Annotated in this window: 27 protein-coding genes; 17 read left to right on the top strand and 10 right to left on the bottom strand. The window is 69.4% G+C overall.

Annotation, left to right across the window (positions count from 1 at the left end; genetic code table 11):
- The first annotated feature begins 34 nt into the window (after window positions 1-34).
- A complete protein-coding gene (locus ABZ824_RS29730) occupies window positions 35-691 on the top strand; it encodes a response regulator transcription factor (protein WP_356966951.1) in 657 nt (218 codons plus the stop codon).
- Window positions 688-1,851, top strand: coding sequence for a HAMP domain-containing sensor histidine kinase (locus ABZ824_RS29725; protein ID WP_356966949.1), 1,164 nt, complete (start codon window positions 688-690; stop codon window positions 1,849-1,851). The genes ABZ824_RS29730 and ABZ824_RS29725 overlap by 4 nt, the downstream gene beginning before the upstream one ends.
- Before the next feature lie 39 nt (window positions 1,852-1,890).
- Here ABZ824_RS29725 and ABZ824_RS29720 read toward each other — a convergent pair whose 3' ends face one another.
- Complete coding sequence (locus tag ABZ824_RS29720) at window positions 1,891-2,268, bottom strand: hemophore-related protein (RefSeq protein ID WP_356966948.1); 378 nt, start codon at window positions 2,266-2,268, stop codon at window positions 1,891-1,893.
- A gap of 165 nt (window positions 2,269-2,433) precedes the next feature.
- On the opposite strand from ABZ824_RS29720, the gene ABZ824_RS29715 reads away from it, so the two are divergent.
- Window positions 2,434-3,246, top strand: coding sequence for a DUF1460 domain-containing protein (locus tag ABZ824_RS29715; RefSeq protein ID WP_356966947.1), 813 nt, complete (start codon window positions 2,434-2,436; stop codon window positions 3,244-3,246).
- A 20-nt stretch (window positions 3,247-3,266) separates the two neighbouring features.
- Here ABZ824_RS29715 and ABZ824_RS29710 read toward each other — a convergent pair whose 3' ends face one another.
- Window positions 3,267-4,772, bottom strand: a complete 1,506-nt coding sequence (locus ABZ824_RS29710; RefSeq protein ID WP_356966945.1) for an NAD(P)/FAD-dependent oxidoreductase — start codon at window positions 4,770-4,772, stop codon at window positions 3,267-3,269.
- 34 nt (window positions 4,773-4,806) lie between these two features.
- Here ABZ824_RS29710 and ABZ824_RS29705 point away from each other — a divergent pair, with 34 nt between their 5' ends.
- Both ABZ824_RS29705 and ABZ824_RS29700 read left to right on the top strand, forming a co-directional pair.
- Window positions 4,807-5,880 (top strand): AraC family transcriptional regulator, encoded by a 1,074-nt coding sequence (locus ABZ824_RS29705; protein WP_356966943.1) that lies wholly within the window; start codon window positions 4,807-4,809, stop codon window positions 5,878-5,880.
- Between the two features lie 136 nt (window positions 5,881-6,016).
- Window positions 6,017-7,963, top strand: coding sequence for a UvrD-helicase domain-containing protein (locus tag ABZ824_RS29700; protein WP_356966941.1), 1,947 nt, complete (start codon window positions 6,017-6,019; stop codon window positions 7,961-7,963).
- A 65-nt stretch (window positions 7,964-8,028) separates the two neighbouring features.
- On the opposite strand, the gene ABZ824_RS29695 is transcribed toward ABZ824_RS29700, so the two are convergent.
- The gene (locus ABZ824_RS29695; RefSeq protein WP_356966939.1) at window positions 8,029-9,009 is read right to left on the bottom strand and encodes a sigma-70 family RNA polymerase sigma factor; all 981 of its coding nucleotides are present in this window, start codon (window positions 9,007-9,009) and stop codon (window positions 8,029-8,031) included.
- Between the two features lie 156 nt (window positions 9,010-9,165).
- On the opposite strand from ABZ824_RS29695, the gene ABZ824_RS29690 reads away from it, so the two are divergent.
- The 3 genes from ABZ824_RS29690 (at window position 9,166) to ABZ824_RS29680 (ending at window position 10,779) form a co-directional block, all read left to right on the top strand.
- Window positions 9,166-9,555, top strand: a complete 390-nt coding sequence (locus ABZ824_RS29690) for a PPOX class F420-dependent oxidoreductase (protein ID WP_356966937.1) — start codon at window positions 9,166-9,168, stop codon at window positions 9,553-9,555.
- Between the two features lie 62 nt (window positions 9,556-9,617).
- Window positions 9,618-9,992, top strand: coding sequence for a hypothetical protein (locus tag ABZ824_RS29685; RefSeq protein ID WP_356966935.1), 375 nt, complete (start codon window positions 9,618-9,620; stop codon window positions 9,990-9,992).
- A 58-nt stretch (window positions 9,993-10,050) separates the two neighbouring features.
- Window positions 10,051-10,779: a VIT family protein gene (locus ABZ824_RS29680; RefSeq protein ID WP_355075648.1), complete on the top strand. Its 729-nt coding sequence runs from the start codon at window positions 10,051-10,053 to the stop codon at window positions 10,777-10,779.
- Between the two features lie 97 nt (window positions 10,780-10,876).
- On the opposite strand, the gene ABZ824_RS29675 is transcribed toward ABZ824_RS29680, so the two are convergent.
- The 3 genes from ABZ824_RS29675 to ABZ824_RS29665 are packed head-to-tail and all read right to left on the bottom strand — an operon-like array spanning window position 10,877 to window position 11,676.
- A complete protein-coding gene (locus ABZ824_RS29675) occupies window positions 10,877-11,050 on the bottom strand; it encodes a CsbD family protein (RefSeq protein ID WP_355075646.1) in 174 nt (57 codons plus the stop codon).
- A gap of 9 nt (window positions 11,051-11,059) precedes the next feature.
- Window positions 11,060-11,215 (bottom strand): DUF6131 family protein, encoded by a 156-nt coding sequence (locus ABZ824_RS29670; RefSeq protein WP_086006372.1) that lies wholly within the window; start codon window positions 11,213-11,215, stop codon window positions 11,060-11,062.
- 23 nt (window positions 11,216-11,238) lie between these two features.
- On the bottom strand, window positions 11,239-11,676 hold the full coding sequence (locus tag ABZ824_RS29665; RefSeq protein ID WP_356966932.1) for a hypothetical protein: 438 nt from the start codon (window positions 11,674-11,676) through the stop codon (window positions 11,239-11,241).
- A gap of 113 nt (window positions 11,677-11,789) precedes the next feature.
- On the opposite strand from ABZ824_RS29665, the gene ABZ824_RS29660 reads away from it, so the two are divergent.
- From ABZ824_RS29660 to ABZ824_RS29640, 5 genes are all read left to right on the top strand, one after another.
- Window positions 11,790-11,984 (top strand): heavy-metal-associated domain-containing protein, encoded by a 195-nt coding sequence (locus ABZ824_RS29660; RefSeq protein WP_067802986.1) that lies wholly within the window; start codon window positions 11,790-11,792, stop codon window positions 11,982-11,984.
- A gap of 72 nt (window positions 11,985-12,056) precedes the next feature.
- Window positions 12,057-13,223 carry a cytochrome P450 gene (locus ABZ824_RS29655; RefSeq protein WP_356966930.1) on the top strand — a complete coding sequence of 389 codons (1,167 nt, stop codon included), beginning with the start codon at window positions 12,057-12,059 and terminating at the stop codon, window positions 13,221-13,223.
- A gap of 218 nt (window positions 13,224-13,441) precedes the next feature.
- The gene (locus ABZ824_RS29650; protein ID WP_356966928.1) at window positions 13,442-13,831 is read left to right on the top strand and encodes a hypothetical protein; all 390 of its coding nucleotides are present in this window, start codon (window positions 13,442-13,444) and stop codon (window positions 13,829-13,831) included.
- 3 nt (window positions 13,832-13,834) lie between these two features.
- A complete protein-coding gene (locus ABZ824_RS29645; protein WP_356966926.1) occupies window positions 13,835-14,392 on the top strand; it encodes a hypothetical protein in 558 nt (185 codons plus the stop codon).
- Between the two features lie 2 nt (window positions 14,393-14,394).
- Window positions 14,395-15,597: an MAB_1171c family putative transporter gene (locus ABZ824_RS29640; RefSeq protein ID WP_356966924.1), complete on the top strand. Its 1,203-nt coding sequence runs from the start codon at window positions 14,395-14,397 to the stop codon at window positions 15,595-15,597.
- Window positions 15,598-15,599: 2 nt separating this feature from the next.
- Here the strand turns inward: ABZ824_RS29640 and ABZ824_RS29635 are convergent, their stop codons facing one another.
- Window positions 15,600-16,601, bottom strand: a complete 1,002-nt coding sequence (locus ABZ824_RS29635) for a DUF418 domain-containing protein (protein ID WP_356966922.1) — start codon at window positions 16,599-16,601, stop codon at window positions 15,600-15,602.
- A gap of 116 nt (window positions 16,602-16,717) precedes the next feature.
- Here ABZ824_RS29635 and ABZ824_RS29630 point away from each other — a divergent pair, with 116 nt between their 5' ends.
- Together ABZ824_RS29630 and ABZ824_RS29625 are read left to right on the top strand one after the other, a co-directional pair.
- Window positions 16,718-17,209 (top strand): MarR family transcriptional regulator, encoded by a 492-nt coding sequence (locus ABZ824_RS29630; RefSeq protein ID WP_356966920.1) that lies wholly within the window; start codon window positions 16,718-16,720, stop codon window positions 17,207-17,209.
- A complete protein-coding gene (locus ABZ824_RS29625) occupies window positions 17,206-17,586 on the top strand; it encodes a DUF5313 family protein (protein ID WP_356966918.1) in 381 nt (126 codons plus the stop codon). The genes ABZ824_RS29630 and ABZ824_RS29625 overlap by 4 nt, the downstream gene beginning before the upstream one ends.
- A gap of 119 nt (window positions 17,587-17,705) precedes the next feature.
- Here ABZ824_RS29625 and ABZ824_RS29620 read toward each other — a convergent pair whose 3' ends face one another.
- Both ABZ824_RS29620 and ABZ824_RS29615 read right to left on the bottom strand, forming a co-directional pair.
- Window positions 17,706-18,797, bottom strand: coding sequence for an ionic transporter y4hA (locus ABZ824_RS29620; RefSeq protein WP_356966917.1), 1,092 nt, complete (start codon window positions 18,795-18,797; stop codon window positions 17,706-17,708).
- 69 nt (window positions 18,798-18,866) lie between these two features.
- Entirely contained in the window at window positions 18,867-19,262 is a 396-nt protein-coding gene (locus tag ABZ824_RS29615) for a nitroreductase/quinone reductase family protein (protein ID WP_355075629.1), read from the bottom strand.
- 522 nt (window positions 19,263-19,784) lie between these two features.
- Here ABZ824_RS29615 and ABZ824_RS29610 point away from each other — a divergent pair.
- A complete protein-coding gene (locus ABZ824_RS29610; RefSeq protein ID WP_356966915.1) occupies window positions 19,785-20,447 on the top strand; it encodes a PhoU domain-containing protein in 663 nt (220 codons plus the stop codon).
- Between the two features lie 49 nt (window positions 20,448-20,496).
- Window positions 20,497-21,399, top strand: a complete 903-nt coding sequence (gene mmuM / locus ABZ824_RS29605; RefSeq protein WP_356967171.1) for a homocysteine S-methyltransferase — start codon at window positions 20,497-20,499, stop codon at window positions 21,397-21,399.
- Window positions 21,400-21,416: 17 nt separating this feature from the next.
- On the opposite strand, the gene ABZ824_RS29600 is transcribed toward mmuM, so the two are convergent.
- Entirely contained in the window at window positions 21,417-22,277 is an 861-nt protein-coding gene (locus ABZ824_RS29600; RefSeq protein ID WP_356966913.1) for a sigma-70 family RNA polymerase sigma factor, read from the bottom strand.
- Window positions 22,278-22,334 lie beyond the last annotated feature (57 nt).

Genomic DNA, 22,334 nt, shown 5'->3' with positions numbered 1-22,334 from the left:
TCCACCCAACAGCGGTAGAGGGCACGATGGCGGGGTGCGGGTGCTTGTTGTCGAGGACGAGAGATTGCTGGCCGACGCGATCGCCGACGGGTTGCGCAGACACGCCATGGCGGTCGACGTGGTGTACGACGGCGCCGCGGCGCTGGAACGTACCGGCGTGCACGACTACGACGTGGTGGTACTCGACCGGGATCTGCCCGGCGTCTCCGGCGACGAGGTGTGCGGCACGCTGATCGAGTCCGGCGGCTCGGCCCGGATCCTGATGCTGACGGCCGCGAGCGCCGTGGCGGAGCGAGTAGCCGGTCTGGGGCTTGGCGCCGACGACTATCTGACCAAGCCGTTCGCCTTCGCCGAGCTGGTCGCCCGGATCCAGGCGCTCGGGCGGCGGGCACGCAGCGCCGCTCCCCCGGTGCTGGAGCGGTCCGGCATCCGGCTCGACCAGCACCGGTTCGCCGTCACCAGGAACGGTGAACCGGTCACCCTGTCGCGCAAGGAGTTCGCGGTGCTGGCCGAACTGCTGCGCGCGGACGGCGGCGTCGTCTCGGCCGAGCAGCTGCTGGAGAAGGCATGGGACGAGCACATCGACCCGTTCACCGGCGTGGTGCGGTACACGATCATGAACGTGCGGCGGAAGCTGGGCGACCCGCGGCTGATCGAGACCGAGCCCGGCGTTGGATACCGGATCCGATGAGCGGGCGCACGATCCGGCTGCGGCTCACGCTGCTGTACGCGACGGCGTTCTTCCTCGCCGGCGCGGTACTGATCGCGTTGATGTACTTCTACCTGAATCAGGCGCTGGAGCGACGGCCCGGCGGCGGTGCGCAGCAAGTGGTGCGGGAGTATCTCCTCGAGCGGGCGGAGCGCAACCGTGCTCCGGTGTCCACGGAACTATTCAAGGCGCTCGGCGAGCAAGCCCAGCGGAATCGGCGGGACACTTTGCGCGCCATGCTGGTGTGGTCGCTGGTTTCCTTGGGCGCGGTGGGGATCGCCGCGGGTGGATTCGGCTGGTTGCTGGCCGGACGTGCCCTGCATCCCTTGCAGCGGATCACCGCGACCGCGCGGCGCGTGGCCGACACCAGCCTGCACGAGCGCATCGCCCTCGACGGTCCGCAGGACGAGATCAAGGATCTGGCCGACACCTTCGACGCGATGCTGGAGCGCCTGGACCGGGCCTTCGACGGACAGCGCCGATTCGTGGCGAACGCCTCCCACGAACTGCGCACACCGCTGACCATCAACCGGACCCTGATCGAGGTGGCGTTGGAAGACCCCGAGGTTCCCGAGTCCACCCGCAGGCTCGGCGCCACGCTCCTCGAGGTCAACCGCCGTCACGAACGGCTCATCGACGGCCTCCTGGTGCTGGCCACCAGCGAACAGCGGCTGACCGAACACCGCAGCGCCGACCTCGCCGACCTCGCCGCCGACGCGGTCGGGACCAGAGCCGAACGGCCAGGGGCCGAGATCACCGCCGATCTCGAAACCGCGCCCGTGCAGGGAGATCCGCTCTTGCTGGAACGCCTCGTCCACAATCTGCTCGACAACGCCGTGCGCTACAACCTGCCCGAGAACGGCTGGGTGAGCATCCGGACCAGGACGGCAGGCCAGCGCGCGGTGCTCACCGTGGCGAACAGCGGTCCCCCGGTGCCCGCGTTCGAAGTCGACAGTCTCTTCGAACCGTTCCGCAGACTCGCCACCGCCGAACGCTCCGCCGATTCCGATACCCGCGGCGCCGGGCTCGGCTTGTCGATCGTGCGCTCGGTCGCACAGGCCCACGGCGGCGTCGTTCACGCGACGGCCCGCCCGGAGGGCGGTCTGGCGGTCACCGTCGACCTCCCCTGCGCGCGGGCGTAGCGAGGTGCGGGCGAGTCCGACGCCTCGCCCGCAGCGTGCTCAGTAGTTGTGGCAGCTGTCGGCGATGACGCGCAGCTTCTCGCGGTGCTGCTGCGCCTCCGGCGAGTTGCGGCGCTCCTCGAACCTGGCCTTGGCCTCCGGGTGCTTGTCCAGGAATTCCCTGGCGCGCTGCTTGCGCTGCTCGACCGGGAGACTCAGGAGTTCCTGGAGTTTCGCCTTCCGGTCCGGGTGCGCGTCGAGCCGGGCGGCGGCGTCGGGGAACTGGGCATGGACGGCGGCATCGATCTGGGCGAAGCTGCACGTCGTCTCCAGCAGTCCGCCCGGCTGCGGCTGCGCGGAGGCGGTCGCCGGAACCAGCAGCGCGCCCGCGGCGAGCAGACCGCCCAGAGCGAAGGTGGCTCGAACGATTCTCGTCATGTCGGATAACCCTTTCGGTGGGGACGTGGGGCCACCACCTCGTGACCCGGCGTTCAGTCCAACAGAAGGGGTGTTTGGACGGCGCTAGGTCTTGCCGACCCTCATCACCTACCGTTGGTGTCGCTGTCGTGTACGGATCGGCCGGCCCACTCCGCTGGAGGCGTCTTGCGCACCATCGCTCGTGTACTGCTCGTCCTCGTGGCCATTGTCTGCGCCGTGGTGTCCACACCGACCGTGGCACTCGGCGCTCCGGAGGCCGTGCGCCTCGACGACGTCACCGCGAGAAAGCTCGACGAATTGCTGTCGCTGCGCGCTCAGGCGCCCGCGTCCGCGAGCAAGGCGGAACTGATCGAGCTGCTGTCGCGCCGGTTCCTCGGCACGCCCTACGGCGCGAACATGCTCGTCGGATCGGCGACCCAGCCCGAACAGCTGGTCATCGACTTGCGCCGGGTGGACTGCTTCACCTTCCTCGATTACGTCGAGGCGCTCACCCGCTCCACCGACCGCGAGCAGTTCACGACGAACCTGATCCGCACGCGCTACGCGGGCGGCCGCGTGGACTTCCAGCAGCGCAAGCACTTCTTCACCGACTGGTCGAACGTCCCCGACGTCGCGGCCACCGACATCACGGCGACGTTGAGCACCGCTGCGGTGACCGTCACCGAACACCTCAACGCGAAAGCCGACGGCGGCACCTATCTTCCGGGGCTGCCCGTGGTCGATCGCGCGATCACCTACATTCCCAGCGCCGCGGTCGGCCAGGACGTCGTGAGCGGGCTGCGCACCGGCGACTACATCGGCGCCTATGCCGACCAACCGGGCCTGGACGTCACCCACGTCGGCATCTTCGTCATGACCGACGCCGGTCCGGTCTTCCGGAACGCGTCCTCGCTCGCGGGCAATGACAAGGTGGTGGACTCGCCCTTCGCGGAGTACGTGCGGTCGGCACCGGGCATCGTCGTACTCCGGGCGCGCTGACCCCACTCCTCCGTGACGGGTCAGGCGACGGGCACCGGCCGCCGGACGGCCGATTTCGGCGTCGCGGTGAGCGTCTTGTCCAAGTCGGTGCGCAGCGTGGTCGCCGAGTCGAGCAGGTAGTTCTGGCGCACCTTCCACGGATGACGGCCGCCTTGCCGGGGAAAGTCGCCGATGGAGCGCTGGACGTAACCGGAGGCCAGATCCAGCAGCGGGTGCTCCTCGAGCGTGCCCCGTGGCTCTGGCACCACGGAGGCGTAACCCTTGCGGTCCATGTGGTTGAGCACCTTGCAGACCAGCCGAGAGGTGAGGTCGGCGCGCAACGTCCACGACGCGTTGGTGTACCCGATGCACACGGCGAAGTTGGGGACGCCGGTGAGCATGGCTCCCTGCCAGACGAACTGCTCGGACAAGTCGACCCGCACGCCGTCGACACTGGGCGCGATGCCGCCGAAGGCGAGCAGTCGCAGACCGGTCGCGGTGATCACGACGTCCGCCTCCAGCACCCGGCCGGACTTCAGCCGGATGCCCTCCGGCACGAAGCTGTCGATGTGATCGGTGACGACCTCGGCCTTGCCCTTCTTCATGGCTTTGAAGAAGTCCGCGTCCGGGACCGCGCACAGACGCTGGTCCCAGGGGTTGTAGCTGGGCGTGAAGTGCTCGGCGACGGCCTGTTCGTCCTTCAGGATGCGCGTGGTGAGGCCGGTGAGCAGCTTGCGCGCCGCCTCCGGCCTGCGACGGCAGTACTGGTAGAAGCCGATGCCGAACAGGATGTTCTTGGTTCGGATCAGCCGATGCGCGGGCCGCGGCGGCAGCAGCTCGCGGATCTTGTCGGCCACTTTGTCCCGCCCCGGGACGGCGCTGATCCAGGTCGGCGAGCGTTGCAGCATCGTCACCAGCTCCGCCTGCTCCGCCATCGCCGGGACCAGGGTGACCGCGGTCGCGCCGCTGCCGATCACGACGACGCGCTTGCCGCGATAGTCGAAGTCCTCGGGCCAGAACTGCGGGTGCACCACCTCGCCCGCGAACGACGCGATGCCGGGGAATTCCGGTGCGTGCGGCTGGTCGTAGTTGTAGTACCCGGCGCAGGCGTACAGGAAGCCGCAGGTCAGCGTGCGCGTCTCGGTGGAGCCGGTCGCGTCGCGCTGCTCGAGCGTCAGCGTCCAGCGCGCGGCGCCGCTGTCCCAATCGGCCGCGAGGACCTTGGTGCGGAAGCGGATGTGCCGGTCGATGCCGTTCTCGGTCGCGGTCTCGGTGATGTAGCGCAGGATCGACGGACCGTCCGCGATCGACTTGGCGTCCCGCCACGGCTTGAACGGGTAGCCGAGGGTGAACATGTCGGAGTCCGAGCGGATGCCCGGGTAGCGGAACAGGTCCCAGGTGCCGCCCAGCGTGTCGCGGGCCTCGAGGATGGCGTAGGTCTTGCCACGGCACTCGGTCTGCAAGCGGTAAGCAGCGCCGATACCGGATAGTCCCGCGCCGACGATCACGACGTCGAGGTGTTCCGGTGCTGTGTCGGTCTGCGTCATGTGTCCAGTGTGCGAGCCCCACGGGGTCGCTATCTTGACTTTGCGCGACAACTATTTGATCCTCGACGACATGTCGGTGATTCGATCCGCAGGGCTGCGCGGTTTCCGCGCGACCGTGGCCGAACTCGGTGGCGACGCGGAGGCGCTGGCCACGGCGTGCGGTCTGCCGGTGGCCGCCTTGGACGCCGACGATCTGCTCGTGCCGGACGAGCGCGTCGCGGCCGTCCTCGAACTGGCCGCGCACCAGCTGCGCTGCCCCGACCTGGGTCTGCGGATCTCCCAGCGGCAGGATCTGGACATGCTCGGCCCGCTGGCGCTGGCCATCCGGAATTCGCCGTCGCTGGCCGACGTGCTCGAGTGCACGGCGCGGTACCTGTTCCTGCACGCGCGGTCGCTGAGCCTGACGCTGGAACCGGACCCCTACGGGGATCGCGGCGTGATCGCGCTGCGCTACAGCGTGCGGCCGGGACTTCCCACCCCCGTCCAGGGCACCGACCTGGGCTTGGCGTTCGTGCATCGCACCATTCAGCGCTTGGTGGGCGACCGATACGGGTTGCGCTCGGTCGAGCTGCCCTATCGGCCCGAGGCCGCGCTCGCCGGTTACGAAGAATTCTTCAGCGCCCCGGTGCGGGTCGAGCGGCCCTTCGCGGCGCTACGTATGCCGCGCAGCCTGGCGGGCAGGCCGCTCACCGGCGGTGACGAGAATCTGCACCGGCTGGCGATGGCCTTCCTCGCGGAGCAGTCCGGTGACGCGGCGGCGGCGCTCGCCCCGCAGGTGCGCGCCGCCGTCCAGCAGCTCCTGGGTACATCCGCGCCCGAGATAGGCGCGGTGGCACGGCTGCTCACCGTGCACCCGCGCACCTTGCAACGACGCCTCGCCGCCGAACACACCTCGTTCGCCGCGATCCTGGACGAGGTCCGCCGGGACGCGGCCCGGCGTTATCTGACCACGACGGATATGCCGATGAGTCAGGTCGCCTCGCTGATCGGGCTGTCGGAACAAGCGACCTTCACCCGATGCGCCCGAAGATGGTGGGGCACAACGCCGACCACTCTGCGCCGCGTGGAATCCGACGGAAGAACACAGCAGCACAACACTTTCGGGTGACAGGCCGACAACGGTCCGGTGTCCGATCCGCCCGTTTCGATAACGGTTGTCCCGGAAAGCCCTCGGCGCATTCCCTCCTCGACGCGGTGTCTTTACCGTCGAAGACGGGGTAGGTGTGCACCGGAAGGGGGACTCCATGAACGCCTGGCATTCGCGTGTCACGGACACGCTGACCCGCATTCCCGGCCTGACATCGCACCAGCGCACATTTCTCGCCGAGGCGCTGGCCGAACCGGGCCGATACCTGCTCGTCCATCGCGACCCCGCGGACCTGCCCGCCACGCACGCCCATGCGTTGCTGTTCTGCGAAACAGGTCTTTTCGCGTTGCGCTTCGCCGAGGGCGTCCCGGCCGAACTCGACGAGATCCACCGCGACGTCGAGGCGCGATTCGGCCGATTGCAGTTCGGGCGCGAGAAGCTGGTCCCCCATGACGTGCAGCTCGTCCTGCTCGTACCCGCCGGAATCGGGGTGCGCGTGGACGGCCGGTTCGCCGTGGCCGGGCCGGGCGAGCTCGATCGGGTGATCCGCGCACGGCAGCGGCACTTGCGACCCACCCGGGTACAGGCCATCGCGAACACCGTCGCCCACCAGTCGGCCCGCGAATACGACTTGCTCGAGTTCGAGGAAGCGGCGCAGGGCGCACCGGATCCCGCTCTGCTCGATCGGTCGGAGGTGCTTGCGCCGCAGCGGAATACGGCGTTGCAGAGGCCGTTCCAGCACTGGATGACCTTCCTGGATCCCGAACAGGAGATCCTGGTCGCGCGCAACTACACCGGTCCCGCCCGGCTGACCGGCCCTGCGGGCACCGGGAAGACCGTCGTGGCGCTGCACCGAATGGCCAGGCAGGCGAGGCGATCCACCGGCCGTCAGCTGTACACGACGTTCGTGAAGACGCTCGCGAACTGCCAGGAGACCTACTTCCGCAGGCTCGCCCCGGGAACCGAGAGCCGCGTCCAGTTCGCCGGTCTGCACGCCTGGGCCCTGGATTTCCTCGCACAGCGGATCGCCGCGCCGAAACTCGACCCGCACGGAGCCGACCGCGTGTTCGGCCGCGTCTGGGAACGGGCGAGGGCCGACTTCGAGGACATCGAGCCGCGCGCGAGCTATTGGCGGGAGGAGATCGACCGGGTGATCAAGGGGCGTGAGATCGACGACCTGGACGTCTACCAGCGCGCGGACCGATACAGGCGCAACGGTGTTCGTCTCGGCGACGACCGGCGCGCCGACGTGTGGCACAAGCTGTACGTGCCGTACGTCAGCGAGATGCGCGAGCGGGGCATCTCCGACTACAGCGACGTCATCGCCATCGCGCTGGCCGAGATCCGCAACGAACCGCTCCCGGAACCCTATGACGCGGTCGTCGTCGACGAGGTGCAGGACATCACGCTGGCCGGGCTGCGGCTGGCCCACGCCATCGCGGGCGGCAACGGGTCGAGTCCGCTGCTGCTGCTCGGCGACGGCCAGCAGCAGGTGTACGCCGGAGGCTGGCGCATGGCCGAGGCGGGCATCGATCTGCGCGGCCGTGGCGAGATCCTGCGGGTGAACTACCGCAACCGCCGCCGCGTCTGGGAGAACGCCGCGGGCATCGATGCGGTGAACGAGCTCGGCGATTTCGACGACGCGCCCGGCGTGCCGCTGCGCGATGCCGACGTCACCCTGCCCGACGGCGTGGTGCGGATCTGGCGCGGACCGGATCAGTACCTGGAGGCCGCGCTGGTCGACGGTATTCGCGGATGCGGAAAGCCGTTGTCGGATATCGCAGTACTCACCCGGACGCGGCACGAGGCCGGGCGGCTCGCCGGGGCGCTGGAGGCCGTCGGCATCGCGACACTGCCCCTGGAGGACTACGACGGAACACCGCGGGCGGCGGTCAAGGTCGGCACGGTGCATCGCGCCAAGGGGCTCGATTTCGCGGCGGTCTTCCATCCGACCTGGCCCGCGGGCGCGGACTCACGCACCGGCGCGGGACGCGAACGAGCCGAACTCGCCGAACGGCAGAAGCTCGTCGCGATCACCAGGGCGCGGGATTACGCCTGGATCGGCATTCGAGACGACCGGCCGGAGATCCAGCGCGGCCGATAGCGCTCCACGACCGATCCGACTCCCGGCAACAAGTACCGCGCACGTGCGAGTATCGCGACCTTCGTTCACCCGAGGACCGGGGCGAATCCGAACGCGGTGACCAGATCCGGGTCGCCGAACGCGGTGATCCGGATGATCGAGTCCGTGGTCGTGGTGAGCACCGCGACGCCGAAAGCGCGGTAGACGCAATCCGATTGCCGGTGATAGGCGACCGCGGCGAGCTGCCCGTTCGCCGCGGCCGGGAACAGCAACCACGCGCCGGGAGCGCCGAGGACGTGCTCGGCCAGGTAGGCGACGCACGTCCGCTTACCCGAGAACCAGGTGGCCGACGGCGGCATCTCCAGCACGGCGTCCCGGTGCAGCAGTCGTTCGATGGCGGCCGGGTCGGCGCGTCGGAAGGCCGTCAGATACTCCTCGAGCAGCGCGCGCTGCCCCGGCTCGCTCGGCGGCACCGCCTGCTCGGCCGCCGCCGATACCTCCGTCAGCCGGGCTCGCGCGCGCTGCAATGTGCTCTTCACCGCCGCGGTGCTGGTGTCGAGCACTCCGGCGACTTCGGCCGCGGGCATACCGAGCACGTCGCGCAGCAACAGCACCGCACGCTGCCTGCCGTTCAGGTGTTGCAGGCATGCGATCAGCGCCAGGCGCAGGCTGTCGCGAGCCACCGCGACGCCCGCCGGGTCCGCCGACTCCGGCGTCACCAGGGTGTCCGGCAGCGGCTCGAGCCACCGTACGCCCGCCGCGGCCACGGGCCGCGCCGACGGGTCCGTGCCCGCAGCGCCGAGACCGGACGGCAGCACGCGCCGACCGTGGTGCTCGAGCGCGGTCAGGCACGCGTTCGTGGCGATCCGGTAGAGCCAGGTCCGTACCGAGGAGCGGCCCTCGAAGGCGCCGAACGAGCGCCAAGCCCGCAAATAGGTCTCCTGCACCACGTCTTCGGCGTCGTGGATCGAGCCGAGCATGCGATAGCAGTGCGCGAGCAGTTCCCGGCGATACGGCTGAGTACTGCGAGTGAATTCGGCGTCCGGTAGCGCACTGGTCGAGGTCATCCGCGAGTCCTTTCCCGGTTCACGACGCGTGAGCCGTCGCAGATATGGACCGGACGGGACCCGAAAAAGAATCGCTCTGGGCGATTCCTTCCGATCGCGGCGGAAGTCCGCATTACGGGAATCACCGTGATTCCGCACCGACCGAGGAGACTTCCGATGCAACTCGACGACATCGTGCGCACCCTGATCGACGGCCCGCACGCCGCCGTACTGGCCACCGCGAACGCGGACGGCCGTCCGCAGTCCTCGGTGATCTTCGTCGACCACGACGGCGACACCCTGCTGTTCAGCACGATCGAAGGACGCCTGAAGACCCGCAACATGCGGCGCGATCCGCGGGTGAGCCTGCTGGTGCTCAGCCGCGCCGACGGCCGCTACGCGGAGGTGCGCGGCCGGGTGGAGCTCACCGACGACCCGGACAAGACCCTGCTCACCGCGATGTACGCCAAGTACATGGGCGGCGCGACGCCGCCACCGGAACCGGAGGCGCGGCGGGTGATCGTGCGGATGGTGCCGGAGCGCGTCTACGTCTTCCCGCCCGCTTGAATCGTCACTGGGAAGGCGCGATTCGGCCGCTAGACTCTCCGGACGACTGGGAAGGGGGCCGCATGGACGCGGTTATCAAGGAGGTCGCCGAGGAGGGCAAGCGGCTGATCGACCGGGCTTGGCTCGGCGAGCTCAGCCGCGACCAGGCCGTGCACATGTTCGTCCAGGTCGGCGACGGCATGGTGCGCTACGAGACGGCGCTGACCATCATCGACGACGGTGTGCAACGGCTGGCCGCCAACGCCAGGCGGCTGCGGATCCTGCGCTGGTGCGCCGTGCTGGAGTTTCCGGTGTTCGGCGCGTTCGCCGTACTGGCGGTTCTGGTCGGGGATTTCACCACCGCCGGACTCTCGGTGCTGTTCCTGCTGATTCTCCAGATCATCCACCGCACGATGCCGCCGCATCCGTTGGCGATCCCCCGCCAACCCCGCGCTTAACCGTTCGAGCTGTCGCGATTCCCGCCCGCGTCACACGGTGGTGATTAGGGTGCGTTTCATGGATCGCACGACCGACGCCTCCGGCGCACATCCGCACGAACCGCACGGCAACGGCTTCGCGTCCAAACTCAACTGGCTGCGCGCCGGTGTGCTCGGCGCGAACGACGGCATCGTGTCCACCGCGGGTCTGGTCGTCGGCGTCGCGGCGGCCACCACCGATACACCGGCCTTGTTCACCGCGGGCATCGCGGGTCTGACGGCTGGCGCGATCTCCATGGCGGTGGGCGAATACGTCTCGGTCAGCACTCAGCGCGATTCCGAGCGGGCTCTGCTGGCGAAAGAGCGCAGGGAGCTGCGCGACGAGCCGGACTACGAGCTGATCGAGCTCACCGGGATCTACCAGGCAAAAGGGCTGACGCCCGAAACGGCGCGCAAGGTCGCCGAGGAACTCACCGCGCACGACGCCTTCACCGCGCACGCGGAGGCCGAACTGGGCCTGAATCCCGCCGAGCTGACCAACCCCTGGCTGGCGGCGTTCTCCTCGGCGGTGGCCTTCACCCTCGGCGCGCTGCTGCCGTTGCTGGCCATCCTGCTGCCGCCGGTCGACGCGCGTATTCCGGTGACGTTCGCGGCCGTGCTCGCCGCGCTCGCGCTCACCGGGTCGGTCAGCGCCCGGTTGGGGGGAAGTGCCCGTGGCCGGGCGGTGGTCCGGGTGGTGCTCGGCGGCGCGCTGGCGATGGCCGTCACCTACGGCATCGGACAACTCGCCGGAATCGCCGGAGTCTGACGCGCACGCGAGAATTCGAACTTTTCCTTCGCGAGAACACGACAATGCCGGGCGGAGGCCATCGGCCTTCGCCCGGCACCGGTCGAGCGGTGCGCGGTCAGCGCTTGAACGCGTCCCGCACCTTGTCCGCGGCGCGTTTCAGATTGCCGCGGGCCTGCTCCCGCCGCCCCTCGGCCTCCAGCCGGGAGTTGCCGGTCGCACGGCCGACGAATTTCTTCACGCTGCCCCTGGTCGCTTGCACTTGATGCGCGAGGCGATCTTCGAACTTCATGCGGAATCCCTAGTAGTACCAGCGGCGGCCACCCACCGGACGGCCCACCGAACCGGCCACCAGCAGCACGAGCCCGATGATCAGCACGATGATGCCCGCCGTGGTGAGCAGCCCGATTCCGAGCAGCCAACCCAAGACCAGGAGGATGAGGCCGAGAATGATCATTGTCGTATTCCTTTTCTTCTCAATTATTTCGCGGTCACGGGTTTCGAGGTCGATACCGTGGCGCCGCGATCGGTGCGGGCAGTACCCGAACCGCCTGTGCGCAACCACCGCCGCCAAGCCGGCTCCTGCGAGGTGCGTTCCACCGGCGCGGTAGTGCCTGCGGCCAGATCGCGCCGCACCGCCGCCATCTCGCGACGGGACTGTGCGAGTTCACGACGCGCGGCCACGCCGCGGCGGGTGACCCGCCAGGCGCCGGATAGGACGAGGGCCAGTCCGAACGCCCCGATCGCACCGAGCGTTACTCCGTAACCGAACAGTGCTCCGGTGGAACCGTGGAAGTGATAGTCGAATACCGCGAAATCGCTCGTCAGTTGCTGAGCGGGGCCGGTGTTGCCCACTACCGCGGCCACTCCGATAATCACGGCCGCGATCAAGGCGATGAGCCCGATGATGATGATCATGGCAATCCCTGTTGCGTCGAGTCGTTTGACAACCCGGCTATTCCCGGGGTCTCCACGATCAAACGGGACGGAAAGGAAAGTTTGAGCGAGCGCGATCGGTCAATGCGAATTACATGACGTACACGGTTACTCTGCACAACGTTACCCGCGAGTCCGCGTCCGCGATCGAATCGTCACTGCGCGGCGTCAACGGTATCGATTCCGTCGACATCGACGTGGCCTCGGAGCGCGCGCTCGTGAACTCGACCACGCTGACCTACGGTGAAGTCCTCGACGCGATCCGGCAGACCGGAGCCGCCGCCTCCTGATCGGCGCGCAGCACGCACCTGGCAGCCCTCGGCAGCCACCGTCCCCAGGACACAGTGCGGAATGATGGGCGAGTGACGGATGTGTTCGACTCCGACTTCGCCCGTAACCCGTGGCCCACGCTCGAGCGACTGCGCATCGAAGGGGGCATTCACCGCGTTCGCACGCCCGATGGGCCACCGGCCTGGCTGGTGACGCGATACCGCGACGTACGGGCCGGGCTGCTGGATGAGCGGCTCTCCACCCGGGTCCGGTATGCCCAGGGAGACGACTACCGGGGCTTCTCGGTGCCGCCACCGCTGGACGCGATGCTCAGTGCCGCGCCGGCCGACCATGCACGCCTGCGCGGACTGGTGACCTCCGAGTTGTCGCCACGCCGATTGGCCGAGTGGACCGACCGCGCGCCCCGCTTGGTGGATTCGCTGCTGCACGAGGATGATTCGGGCGAGACCGTCGATCTCGTCGAGCGTCTTGCCGTGCCGCTTCCCGCCGCCGTGCTGGGCGAACTACTCGGCCTCGACGACCACACTGCCGAACGCCTTCGCGGCTGGGCGAATTCGACGCTACTGCCGTCGGCCGCACCACCGCGCGCCCGCGACACCCTGGCCACCATGCTCACGATCATCGCGGACGCCACCGCGCGGGCACCGCGCTCCGACACCGCGCTGGGGCGCTGGGTAGGGGCACACCAGACCTGCGGGTCGCCGACCGGTGCTGAGCTGACCGGGCTGCTGTTCTACCTGCTGTTCGTCTGGTATGAAGTGCTCGCCGATCTGATCGCCGGTTCGGTGCTCACCTTGCTCGGCAGTCCGGGCCTGCGGCAGACGTGGTACGCCCTGGGCGACAAGCGATCAGCCGTGGACGAGCTGCTGCGGCACCTCTCCCCGCAGGTGCTGGCCGGACCGCGCTTCGCGACCACCGACCTGGTCATCGGCGACACGACGATCGCCGCGGGACAGACGGTACTGCTGTGCCTGGCATCGGCCAACCACGATCCGGAAATCTTCCCGCGCCCAGCGGTACCGGACCTCGCCAGGGACCGCGCGGACCAGCTCGCGCTCGGCTACGGCATGCACGCCTGCTTGGGGAACGCGCTGGTACACACCGTCACCGCGGCCGCTCTCGAGCACGTCCTCAGCCGATGGCCGGATGCGGCGCTCGCGGTGGACGAACGAGAGATCGCCTGGCGCTCCGGTTTCCGCCATCGCGGACCACTGACACTACCGGTGCGGCTCCGATGAAATGGGGCGAGCGACGATGATCGCCCCACCTGCTACCGCTCTGGGATGCCGGGCCTCTCGTGGCCGACGCCCCTTCGGGGGCGACCACACCGGCATGTGCTGGCGGAGCAGGGACGAGTATGATCTACGCCACAGGCCCTGTCAACCACAGGAGACACGCTGATATGGGGGACGGCTTACACCCGTTTACACGGGCTCTCAACACACTCATCAACGGAATGCACCCGCCCGCAGGCAAAGACGGGCGACCGCAGGAGATCACCCACCGGGCGCTCGCCGAAGACATCCACCGCACCACCGGAACGCGCCTGTCCGCCAACTACCTCTGGAAGCTGCGCACCGGGCAGGCAGTGAACCCGTCCTACGAGACGCTGGAGGTGTTGCGCGGCTACTTCGGGCTCGACAGCCTGGATCCGTTCACCGACCCGCGACTGGCGGCAGCGCGCGGCAGCGAATTGGCATTGATCAACGCGCTCAAGGGAAATGCCGAACACGAGGTACTCGAACTGGTGCTGCGCGACGGGCTGCAACAGGGTACGGTCCGCGCTGAATCGGTGCTGGCGATGCTGGACATCCTGCGACGCATCGAGAACGAGCACAACGGGTGAGCGATGCGGATCGCGGCTTGGAGCAAGGACGGAGGTGACCAGCCGGTGCCGGATCGTCGCTGGCTGCGCCGGGAGCTGCGCGCCATGGGACTGCCCGGCCGGTTCACCGTCGGCGAGCTGGCCGAGGCCGTCGCCGAGCGGCGCGCCCGTCCCCTGCGGCTGCGCCCCGAGAGCTTCCCGGTCACCGGCCTCACCGGCGGCCTGCTGGTCACCGACGCGATCGATTTCATCGCCTATCAGCGCAACACATCCAAGATGCATCAGGATCACATCGTCTGTCACGAACTCGGCCATCTGCTCGCCGGCCACCGCACCGTCGACGTGCGCGGCGCGGAAGCCGTGCGGCTGCTCGCGCCGAACATCGACCCCGCGGTCGTGCGGCGCATGCTCGGGCGCACCAGCTACGCGCAGCCGCAGGAACGCGAGGCCGAACACCTCGCGAATATGCTGATGACGCACCACATCACGCAGTGGACGGCACGGGAGGAGTGGGTCCTGCCCGATTCCGCGCCGGTCGCCGCGCGCCGACTGCTGGACGCGCTGGGGCCGGGGCAGGGCTGAGCATGTGGTTCGCGCTGGTGTACGGCGGCGTGGGCGTCTTCGCCTTCGCGGCGTTCCTGTGGCGAACCGGTCTGGCCCTGCGCAACCCGGGCAACCCCGCGCGCTGGGCGGTCGCGTTCGCCATCCTCGCGGCGGGCATCGGGTTCGAAGCGGCTGTGCCGCGCACCTATACCTGGATCGATGACGTCTCCGGCGTGCCCAACCTGGCGTCTCTGGTGGTGTACGGGGCCATCGCGGGCGCGGTGCTCGCCCAAGTGGTCTGGACGGGGTTCATGGTGGCGGAGCGGGAACCGGACGCGAGCGCGGCACGGCGCGTGCTCGTCCCGCCGGTGCTCGTGCCCGTCGTGCTGGCGGCGCTGTTCACGGCGGCGCCGGTGCACGACGAGAGTCATCCCACCGACTTCGACGACCACTATGCGAAAGTCCCGCTGGCGGTGGCGTTCCTCGGCGTCTACCTCACCGTCTACTCGGCGGCGCTGATCCGCATCATCGTGTTGTGCCGCCGGTGGATGGGCGAGGTCGATCGAATCTGGTTGCGCCGCGGCCTGCGGCTGCTCGCGCTCGGCAGCGCCGTCGCGCTCGGCTACAGCGTGGGCAAGGTGATCGCGATCGGCGCGGCGTGGGCCGGTATCGATCTGCGTCTCCTCAACACCGATATCGCGCCCGCGTTCGCGAGCCTGGGCGCCACCGTCATGCTGGTCGGCTACCTGTGCCCCTCGTTGGCGCCGTGGCTGCTGCACACCACCGCCCGGCTGCGGGCGCTGCCGCGGCTGCGCCCGTTGTGGCTGGCCCTGCGCGAGGTGGACCCGGAACTGGCGCATCCGCCGGACCGGCGCGGCACGGCGGCCCGAGATCGGGTGTACCGCAGGGTGATCGAGATACGGGACTGGCTGTTGCGGTTGCGACCGCATCTGTCCGCCGAAGCGGTGGCGATCGCCGAGCGCTTGGCGACCGAACTGGCGATCCCGGATCGCAGCAGAGCCGCCGGGATCGAGGCCGCCCGCATCGCCGCGGCGCTACGGGCGCACCGGCTCGGTCTGCCGCCCACCGGCGACGACCAGTCGTTCCGTGAACCGAGTCGTCCCACGCTGGCCGCCGAGTCGGCCTGGCTGGTCGAGGTCGCCGTCCAATTCGAGACGGGGCCATTGGTTTCGGCGACCCTGGCCGAGCTGGAGAACACCGGCGATCCGGCGGCCCCGCGCTGAACTCAGTACGGGCGGCTCGGCACGCGCGTCCGCCGGATCGGCACCACGGTCCACCAGGTGACGCAGCGCCACACCCATTCCAGCGGGCCGTACTCGAACAACCGCAACCACACGGCACTGCACACCGCCTGCACCGCGATGATCCCGACCGCCAACCCGAGCACCGCCGCGTAGCTGCCGGAGCCGGACAGGCCGAGACGCGGTGCCGCGAGCAGGATCAGCGCGGTGGCGCCGACGTAGTTGGTCAAAGCCAGGCGACCCAGCGGTCGCAACACCTCCGCCAGTACCTGGCCCGGCTCGATGCGCAGCAACAGCAGCAGCCCGGTGACATAGGCCAGCGCGCCCAGTAGCCCAGCGACAGCCACGGCGGGAGTGGACCACAGCTCCAGATACGGCGTGCGGTATTCCCACCTGCCCGCCACTATCGCGGCGGGCAGGGCGAGGGCGAAGACCGCGGCGATCTGCCAGCCCCGCTCATCGAGTGTGTCCACGATCCCGGCGCGCGCGGTGGCCAGGCCGAGCAGGAACAACCCCGGCGCCAGGGCCAGCCCGCCGCCGAGGGCCAGCGCCACGCCGAAGGTCCCTACCAGTCCCGCCAGCAGCACCGCCCAGTTCGGCAGCGCCGCGGCGGGCAGCAGGATCGCCAGCCCGGCCAGCGCGTACGGCAGCAGCGCCTCACCCGGCTGGAACTGCTGATGGACCAGGCCGATCACCCCGAGCGCGAGCAAGCGGCGGATCAGGACCAGTCGCGGGCGCTCGCTCCGTTCCTCGGCACTGTCCAGCAGCAGTGCGAAGCCGATTCCGAACAGGAACGAGAAGATCGGGAAGAACCGTCCCTCGAACACCACCGACAGCGTGTGCCGGATCGGTAGCACCACGCCCGATTCGTCCGTCGCCGCGATGTCGGTGATCCGCCAGATGTTCACCACCAGCATGCCGCACAGCGCGAAGCCACGAACCGCGTCGAGTTCCTCGATGCGTAGCGGACCCGCGTCGTGGTGCATGGATTCACGGTATCCAGCGGCGGCCCCGAAGCCGGTATCTCGCGCCGAGATGTCGCCCACATTGATTAACGCACTAACTATTCATGCGCTAATTTAAGGGAGGACAAGGAGGACCGATGGAGACCGAGATCGAGGATCCGCTGCGCCTGGACCGGCAGGTGTGCTTCGCGCTGGCCGTGGCCAATCGCGCGGTGCTGGCCGTCTACCGTCCGCTGCTCGAACCGCTCGGGCTCACCCACCCGCAGTATCTGGTGATGCTGGCGCTCTGGGGCGAGGCGCCGATGTCGGTGAAAGCGATCGCCGAGGCCATCCAGCTCGACTCCCCCACACTGTCCCCGCTGCTCAAACGCCTCGAAGCCGCCGGGCTGATCAGTCGCGAACGCGACAGCCGAGACGAGCGCAACCTCGTGGTGAACCTGACCCCGGCCGGAGCCGAACTGCGCGCGAAGGCCGAGCGGATACCGCCCGCTGTCGTCCAACGCCTCGGCGTGACCCTGGCCGACCTCGAGCAGTTGCGCGATGTCCTCACCCGGGTGAACGAGGCGGCCCGCCGGTCGGTGCTCGCCGAGCCCCACGCCCCGTCCTCGAACCCAGGAGCCCGGTCATGACCCGAGAGCAACGACGGCCCGGTCCGATCCAGTGGATCGGCTACGCCTTCGGCCGCCGCCTGCCCGATTCGATGCGTGAGTGGGTGCGCGACGACCTGACCGGCAGGTTCGCCGCCACCCGGCACGTGCTGCGCGGACTGGTGCCGTTCACACCGTTGTTCGCGGTGTTCCTGCTCTTCCCCGGCGAGCTGTGGCTGCGCGGCGCGATGGTCCTGCTGGCGCTGCTGCTGGCCCTGTTCTACACGGTCGCTTTCATGCCGATGAACCGCGCGCATCGGCTCGCGAAGCACGGCTTGCCCGCGGATCTGGAGAATCCGCAGCGCGCGCGGCGCCGAGCGCTGGAACGAGCCAGGTACGCGGCTCAGCACCCACACTGAGCGCGCGGCTCGCGACCACCGGAGGCGGGGTGTCGCCCGTCCGGCGTCCCCGTGTTCGCACCGCTGGCGCCGCACCGATTCGGCGGTGACCGCGTCGAGGCGCTCGTCTGAGCCGCCCGCTAGGGGCTGGCGGCGAGGCCGACGAAGGCGGCGAACACAGCCAGGTGGACGCCGCCCTGCAGCAGCGTCGCCCGCCCAGGAACGATCGTCAGCCCACCGACGACGACGGTCAGCGCCAGCAGCACCATCTGCGTCGCCCCCAAGCCGAGCACCAAGGGGCCGTCCAGCCAGATGCTGGCCACGGCGATCGCCGGAATGGTGAGGCCGATGCTCGCCATGGCCGAACCCAGCGCCAGATTGAGACCGATCTGCACCTGGTCGCGGCGCGCGGCCCGCACCGCGGCGATCGTCTCGGGAAGCAGCACCAGCAACGCGATCACCACGCCGACCGCCGATTGCGGTAGACCCGCCGACTGGACGGCCGATTCCACGGCGGGCGAGACCACCTTCGCCAGCCCCACCACGCAGACCAGGGCGACCAGCAGCAGACCGAGGCTGGTGACGGCGTCGCGCACGGTGGGTGGCTCGACGCGCTCGTCGTCCTCGGCGACGACGCCGTCCGCCTCCACCGGCAGGAAGTCGTCCGGATGGCGCACGGTCTGCACCATCACGAACAAGCCGTACAGCGCGAGCGAGGCCACCGCGGCGAAGGCCAGCTGCGCGGGCGAGAACTCCGGGCCGGGTTTGCTCGTGGTGAAGGTCGGCAACACCAGGCTGAGCGTCGCCAGCGTCGCGACGGTGGCCAGCGCCGCACCCGTGCCTTCGGCGTTGAACACCGCCACGCGCCTGCGCAACGCCCCCACCAGCAGACAGAGACCGAGGATGCCGTTGCAGGTGATCATCGCAGCGGCGAAGACCGTGTCGCGGGCCAAGGTCGCGGTCTTGTCACCGCCCTGGGTCATCAGCGTGAGAATGAGCGCGACTTCGATCACGGTCACCGCGATGGCCAGCACCAGCGAGCCGAACGGCTCACCGACCCGGCGCGCCACCACCTCCGCGTGATGAACCGCCGAGAGCACCGCCCCGATCAACGCCACCACCACAACCGTCACCGCGACACCGGGCAGACTTCGGCCCCAGGTGACCGCGAGGGCGACGACGGCGAGCAATGGTACGAGCACGGTCCAACGGGCGATGAACAGACGGATCATGCCCACCATGCTCCCAGCAAATCGCTCGCATCCAGGTCAGGCGACCAATGTCCCCGCCCCGCCGCGGGTTCAGTCGTCCAGATCGATGCGCAGCGTGAGCAGGTCGGTGCCGACCAACCGGACGGCCGCGCTGTTGGCGCGCGGCAGGGCCGCCAACCGGGCACGCGGGTCGTCGTCGGGCAGCAGGTGGGCGGTGCCCGCGTGCCAGCGGCCGTGCAGCCGCAGCCGGACTCGATTGTCCGCCTTGATGTTCCGCACATACTGGGATCGCTCGCCGAACTCGGAGACCAGCCAGAATTCCCGGCCGATCTTTCGTCCGCCGATCGGAGTGATCCGCGGCTGACCGCTCACCCGGCCGGTGGTCTCCAGGAGAGTCTGCCCGGGCAGCGTACTGAGGATCGGATTGCCCAGTCGGCGCTGGAACGTCGTCACCACACGATGCTGGATATCGCGCAAGTTCGGCATGCCGCGACCGTAACACCGGGCGCACCCGTCGGCTGGCTTCGCCGCGTGTGCGATTCGGGCGTTGACCAGGGCACGGACCCGCACGCGGCGGACCGCGGCAGCCACAGGAACCGGGACGCAAACGCCCGCCCATCACGTCGCGCAGTATCGACCGTCCACGCCGCCGCACGGAGCCGAACAGGGCACGCGACGAGCAACCACGCGAGTCGCCATGCGCCGCAACAGCGCAATGTGATGCGCGCCATAGATCGCCGATCGGGCAATGCATCTCCTCCGCTGCCCCGGCCGGCATGCGTGCGCGAGTGCCGCCGTCCCTCGAGCGCGCCGGTGCGTCCGATCCGCCATAGCGTGTTCGGCCGCGAAAAGTACTGCCTGAACTGTGTTTTCCCGTCGTCCTGCTGGCGAAGCGATCGCGCGTGGTCCAGCGTTCCCGTCCGCGACGGCATGTCGAGGCGATGTCGTTACCGAAGAACATCCGACAAGGAATCGACCCCGCCCCGGTCGATAGGTGAGAATTTGGCGGTGCGCACCCAGTTCACTGCCGAGCTCATCGCGTTGACCAATGATCTGACGCTGATGTGCACGCTGGCCCACGACGCCGTCGAGCGTGTCACCGACGCGCTCGTCGACGCCGACCTCACCGCGACATACGAGGTCTTCGCGCTCGACGAGCAGTTGCAGAAGATGTACGGCGCTTGCGAGGCGCGCACCGTGGTGTTACTGGCGCTACAGGCTCCGGTGGCCCGCGACCTGCGGCATGTGGTGACCGCGATCCAGATCGCCGGTGAGCTGTCCCGCATCGGCTGGCTCGCCAGCCGGGTCGCCGACAAGGTGTATCAGAGTCACCCCGGACACGCTGCCGAGCAACCCATCCTGGACATCCTCGCCGCGATGGGCAAGCTGGCGGCCGAGCGTACGGCTTCGGCCGGGCGAGCGGTCGCCGGTCGGCATCCGCTGCCGGAGGAGGAGACGCCCGCGGACCATTCGATGGAAACGCTGCACCGGCAACTGCATTCCGCGCTGCGCGACCCCGCGTCCCAGCCGTCCACCGAAGTCGCGATCGACAACGCACTGCTGGGACACCACTTGGAGCGCTGTGCCGATCACACCGCGCGCATCGACCGGCTCATCCGTTTCCTCGACACCGGGGTACCCCCGACCGCCCAGCCCACCGACGACGAGTGAATCCGCGTCCTACAGTGGAGCCGTGCTGTTCGACCCTGCGGCGGGGGCACTGATCTCGGACGGTGGACTGGCCACCGAGCTGGAGGCGCGCGGCCACGACCTGTCCGACGCGTTGTGGTCGGCCCGTCTGCTCGTGGACGATCCCGCCGCGATCCGGTCCGTGCACGAAGCCTATTTCCGAGCAGGCGCCGACATCGCGACCACCGCCACCTACCAGGCTTCTTTCGATGGCTTCGCCGCGCGCGGGCTGACCAGGGCGCAGACGGTGGAGCTATGGCGACGCGGCGTGGCGCTGGCCCGTGCCGCGTGCGACGCCGAGGCCGCAGATCGACGCCGCTGGGTCGCCGCCTCGGTCGGCCCCTACGGCGCCGCGCTGGCGGACGGATCGGAATACCGTGGCCGCTACGGGCGCACCGTGGCCGAACTGCGGGCCTGGCACCGACCGCGCATGGAGGTGCTCGCGGAGGCGGGCGCGGACCTGCTGGCCCTGGAGACCGTTCCCGACGTCGACGAAGCCGAAGCGCTGGTCGACCTGGTGAACGACCTCGGCGTGCCCGCATGGCTGAGCTACACCGTCGACGGCGCGCGCACCAGAGCCGGGCAACCGCTCACCGATGCCTTCGCGGTGGCCGCGGGCTCGGACTCGATCGTCGCGATCGGCGTGAACTGCTGCGCGCCCGCCGATGTCGCCGCCGCGGTCGAACTCGCCGCGGGAACCGGCAAGCCCGTGGTCGCCTACCCGAACAGCGGTGAGGACTGGGATGCGGCGCGCCACCATTGGACCGGCCCCACCCGGTTCACCGCAGGGCAAGCCAGGGACTGGTTCGCCCGAGGCGCACGGATCATCGGCGGCTGCTGCCGGGTCGGCCCCGCGCAGATCACACGCCTGGCAACGGAACTACGAGGAACCTCGCCCGCCACCGGTTCACCCGACGCGGAAGCACCGGGCTGATCACCGACGCGGCGGGTTCACGTCTCCTCGAGCATGGGGAAACGCCCCGAACCGAGCAGCCCCGCGATCGCGTCCATCTTCGCCTGCGGCGCGGCGTAGTCGGGATGCGCGCGCAGCACCGACGCCGCGTCGTGCAGCCGGATCATCTGCCGTTCGGCCTCGGCCGCGGTGCGCCCGCCCGCGCTGACCGGATGGCGCGCGTACACCGGACGGCTCCGGTCGACCCGTCCCAGCGCCAGAGCTTTGTCCACGCGGCGTGAGCAGCGGCAGAACGCCGTCGGGTCGACCAGGCCACAGGTCGAGTTCAGGAAGTTCCCGAGCCGTTTCTTGGCGCGTTCCAACCGCTTTCGATAGGCGGCGGGGGTGATGTCGAGGATCCAGGCGGCCTCGGTGGAGTTCAGCTCGAACACGTCGCCGAGCACGAACGCGATCCGTTCGTCCCGGGCCAGGCATTGCAACATGCCTTGACTACAGGTGAGCCGCACCTCGGCAGTTAGAAGCACCGCTTCCGGTCCGCGATAGTCCGCCTCCGACAGACCGTCGGCCAGCCCGTCCCGGTAGGCGTCCAAGCTCAGTTCCGCGGCCTCCTGCGGGGTCTGCCGCCGCAGATTCAGCAGGTGGTTGACGCCGATGCGGTAGGCCCAGGTGAGCAGCTTCGCCTCGCCGCGCCAGGTGTGCAGATGATCGAGGACGCGCACCATGATCTCCTGCGTCGCGTCCTCGGCCTCCGCGGGCCGCCAGACCATGCGCAGCGCCAGCCGGTACAGCGGGTCCTGCAACAGGCGCACCACCTCGGCGACGGCGTCCCGGTCACCCGCGACCGCGCGGGCGACCATGGCCTTCTCGTCCGCCGCGACCCGCTCGTGCTCCGTGCTCATCCGGCCATCATTCGGCCCGCGCCGCGGTCGGCGCAAGCACTGCCGGGTCACAGCGCG

Origin of the sequence: Nocardia sp. NPDC047038, assembly GCF_040644075.1 — a bacterium.
Classification (GTDB): Bacteria; Actinomycetota; Actinomycetes; order Mycobacteriales; family Mycobacteriaceae; genus Nocardia; species Nocardia sichangensis.
This window is presented reverse-complemented; position numbering and strand designations above follow the sequence as displayed.

Bases quoted from the DNA above. Each gene is read 5' to 3' on its own strand.
- ABZ824_RS29615 (WP_355075629.1), bottom strand. From the start codon at position 19,262: ATGCCGAACTTGCGCGATATCCAGCATCGTGTGGTGACGACGTTCCAG.
- ABZ824_RS29660 (WP_067802986.1), top strand. From the start codon at position 11,790: ATGACGTACACGGTTACTCTGCACAACGTTACCCGCGAGTCCGCGTCC.
- ABZ824_RS29670 (WP_086006372.1), bottom strand. From the start codon at position 11,215: ATGATCATTCTCGGCCTCATCCTCCTGGTCTTGGGTTGGCTGCTCGGA.
- ABZ824_RS29695 (WP_356966939.1), bottom strand. From the start codon at position 9,009: ATGACCTCGACCAGTGCGCTACCGGACGCCGAATTCACTCGCAGTACT.
- ABZ824_RS29710 (WP_356966945.1), bottom strand. From the start codon at position 4,772: ATGACGCAGACCGACACAGCACCGGAACACCTCGACGTCGTGATCGTC.
- ABZ824_RS29635 (WP_356966922.1), bottom strand. From the start codon at position 16,601: ATGCACCACGACGCGGGTCCGCTACGCATCGAGGAACTCGACGCGGTT.
- ABZ824_RS29700 (WP_356966941.1), top strand. From the start codon at position 6,017: ATGAACGCCTGGCATTCGCGTGTCACGGACACGCTGACCCGCATTCCC.
- ABZ824_RS29645 (WP_356966926.1), top strand. From the start codon at position 13,835: ATGCGGATCGCGGCTTGGAGCAAGGACGGAGGTGACCAGCCGGTGCCG.
- ABZ824_RS29620 (WP_356966917.1), bottom strand. From the start codon at position 18,797: ATGATCCGTCTGTTCATCGCCCGTTGGACCGTGCTCGTACCATTGCTC.
- ABZ824_RS29650 (WP_356966928.1), top strand. From the start codon at position 13,442: ATGCACCCGCCCGCAGGCAAAGACGGGCGACCGCAGGAGATCACCCAC.
- ABZ824_RS29640 (WP_356966924.1), top strand. From the start codon at position 14,395: ATGTGGTTCGCGCTGGTGTACGGCGGCGTGGGCGTCTTCGCCTTCGCG.
- ABZ824_RS29680 (WP_355075648.1), top strand. From the start codon at position 10,051: ATGGATCGCACGACCGACGCCTCCGGCGCACATCCGCACGAACCGCAC.
- ABZ824_RS29725 (WP_356966949.1), top strand. From the start codon at position 688: ATGAGCGGGCGCACGATCCGGCTGCGGCTCACGCTGCTGTACGCGACG.
- ABZ824_RS29720 (WP_356966948.1), bottom strand. From the start codon at position 2,268: ATGACGAGAATCGTTCGAGCCACCTTCGCTCTGGGCGGTCTGCTCGCC.
- ABZ824_RS29625 (WP_356966918.1), top strand. From the start codon at position 17,206: ATGACCCGAGAGCAACGACGGCCCGGTCCGATCCAGTGGATCGGCTAC.
- ABZ824_RS29665 (WP_356966932.1), bottom strand. From the start codon at position 11,676: ATGATCATCATCATCGGGCTCATCGCCTTGATCGCGGCCGTGATTATC.
- ABZ824_RS29685 (WP_356966935.1), top strand. From the start codon at position 9,618: ATGGACGCGGTTATCAAGGAGGTCGCCGAGGAGGGCAAGCGGCTGATC.
- ABZ824_RS29675 (WP_355075646.1), bottom strand. From the start codon at position 11,050: ATGAAGTTCGAAGATCGCCTCGCGCATCAAGTGCAAGCGACCAGGGGC.
- ABZ824_RS29690 (WP_356966937.1), top strand. From the start codon at position 9,166: ATGCAACTCGACGACATCGTGCGCACCCTGATCGACGGCCCGCACGCC.
- ABZ824_RS29600 (WP_356966913.1), bottom strand. From the start codon at position 22,277: ATGAGCACGGAGCACGAGCGGGTCGCGGCGGACGAGAAGGCCATGGTC.
- ABZ824_RS29630 (WP_356966920.1), top strand. From the start codon at position 16,718: ATGGAGACCGAGATCGAGGATCCGCTGCGCCTGGACCGGCAGGTGTGC.